Origin of the sequence: Catenibacterium sp. co_0103, from assembly GCF_004168205.1 — a bacterium.
Taxonomy (GTDB): domain Bacteria; phylum Bacillota_I; class Bacilli_A; order Erysipelotrichales; family Coprobacillaceae; genus Catenibacterium; species Catenibacterium mitsuoka_A.
This window is the reverse complement of sequence record NZ_RCYB01000165.1, coordinates 1-2,214: the sequence shown is the minus strand read 5'-3', so window position 1 is coordinate 2,214 and position 2,214 is coordinate 1. Positions and strand designations below refer to the sequence as shown.

Below are 2,214 nucleotides of genomic sequence, written 5' to 3'. Positions count from 1 at the left end.
TTGACCTTAAGAACATGATAAATGATTTATGAAATAAACAAAACAGATAGCAGAAAACTGCCCCTAAAAAGTTGACAGCATAAAAGCAAAGCCAGGAGTTCATACCCCTGACTTTTTCAAAGCTTGAGTAAACCCCAAGTCTATTTAGTTACTCTCTTTTTTTATTGTATTTTATTTAATTTTATGTTATTATGTCATGGTGTTTGAAATACACACACTATGGATTCATAGTTCGAGTGCCTTATTGGTGGGCTATGTTAGAAATAGTGGAGGAAAAAACAAAAAGGAGGAAATTACACATGTCAGTAATTTCAATGAAAAAATTATTAGAAGTTGGTGTTCACTTCGGACATCAGACAAAGAGATGGAATCCAAAAATGGCTCCATACATCTTTACATCAAGAAATGGAATCTATATCATTGACTTAAAGAAGTCTTCAGACAAATTAGATGAAGCTTATCAGGCAATGAAAGAAATCGCTGAAAAGGGCGGTAAGGTTTTATTTGTTGGTACTAAGAAACAGGCTCAGGAAGCTGTTCAGACAGAAGCTGAAAGATCTGGTTCTTATTTCGTAAACTCTAGATGGTTAGGTGGAACTTTAACAAACTTCAAGACTATCCAGAAGAGAATCAAGAGACTTATCGAACTTGAAAAGATGGAAGAAGACGGAAGCTTAGAACAGTACACTAAGAAGGAAGCAGTTCTTCTTATGAAGGAAAAGGCTAAGTTAGAAAGAAACCTTGGCGGTATCAAAGAAATGAAGAAGTTACCAAATGCTTTATTCGTAGTTGATCCAAAGGTTGAACACAATGCTGTTGCTGAAGCTAAGATCTTAGGTATCCCAGTATTCGGTATCGTTGATACTAACTGTGATCCTGATGAAGTAGATTACGTAATCCCTGCAAACGATGATGCAATCAGAGCTGTTAAGTTAATCGTTGCTGCTATGGCTGATGCTATCTGCGAAGCTAAGGGTGAACCTACTACTGTAGCATTCGTTAAAGACGAAGAAGAAAAAGAAGTTACAATGAACGATGCTGTTGCAAGCGTTGAAGAAAATAAAAACAACAGAGGACCAAGATATAAGAACGGTCCTAGAAGAAATAAAGCTCCAAGAACTGACAAGACTGAAGCATAATCAAAAGGAGAAAGCATTATGCTTTCTCCTTTTTAATAAAATTTACGGAGGAAAAACAAATGGCAATTAGTGCAAAATTAGTAAAAGAATTACGTGAAAAAACTGGTGCAGGTATGATGGACTGTAAAAAGGCTTTAGATGCAACTAACGGTAACATCGAAGAAGCTTTTGACTGGTTAAGAGAAAAAGGTATCGCAAAGGCAGCTAAGAAGGCTGACAGAATTGCAGCTGAAGGTTTATCTGCATTTGTAATTGATGGTGATAAAGCAGCTTTAGTAGAAGTTAACTCTGAAACTGACTTCGTTGCTAAGAACGCTGAATTCCAGGAATTAGTAGCAAATGTTGCAAAGACTATTGTTGCTAACAACCCAGCTGATGTTGAAGCAGCTTTAAAGATTGAAGTAGAAGGTAAAGATCTTGCTACTGTAATCGCTGAAAAATCAGGTAAGATTGGTGAAAAATTATCTTTAAGAAGATTTGCTGTTATGACTAAGGCTGAAAATGAAGTATTTGGTGCTTACTCTCATATGGGTGGTAAGATCACTGCTTTAGTTAAAATCGCTGATTGTGATGAAGAAAAGGCTAGAGATGTTGCTATGCACGTAGCTGCAAGTGCTCCTCAGTTTATCGATAGATCTGCAATCCCTGCCGAACATATCGCTAAGGAAACTGAAGTATTAAAGAAACAGGCTTTAGAAGAAAATGCTAAGTCAGCTAAACCAAAACCAGAAAATATCGTAGAAAAGATGATTGCTGGACGTTTAAACAAAGAATTAAAGGCTATCTGCTTAGTTGACCAGGAATTCGTTAAGAACCCTGATTTAACAGTTGCACAGTTCTTAGGTAACGGTAAAGTAGTTGAAATGGCTAGATTCATGGTTGGTGAAGGTATGGAACATAAAGAAGAAGACTTCGCTGCTGAAGTAGCTGCTCAGATGGCTGCTGCTAAAAAATAATTATGATTCTTAGAAGAAGTACGAATAGTACTTCTTTTTTTACGTGTGCCGGGCATGGCACTAATTCAGTCGGAGATAGTCTGACCACAGGTATTTACCGCCAAGTGTAGTGAACCACA

General features: G+C 37.0%; 2 protein-coding genes. Both read left to right on the top strand.

From position 1 onward, the window contains the following. Nucleotides 1-299 precede the first annotated feature (299 nt). Nucleotides 300-1,139 carry a 30S ribosomal protein S2 gene (gene rpsB, locus EAI80_RS12770; protein ID WP_022424323.1) on the top strand — a complete coding sequence of 280 codons (840 nt, stop codon included), beginning with the start codon at nucleotides 300-302 and terminating at the stop codon, nucleotides 1,137-1,139. Between the two features lie 59 nt (nucleotides 1,140-1,198). Further along, nucleotides 1,199-2,095 (top strand): translation elongation factor Ts, encoded by an 897-nt coding sequence (gene tsf, locus EAI80_RS12765; RefSeq protein WP_129982340.1) that lies wholly within the window; start codon nucleotides 1,199-1,201, stop codon nucleotides 2,093-2,095. Nucleotides 2,096-2,214: the final 119 nt, after the last annotated feature.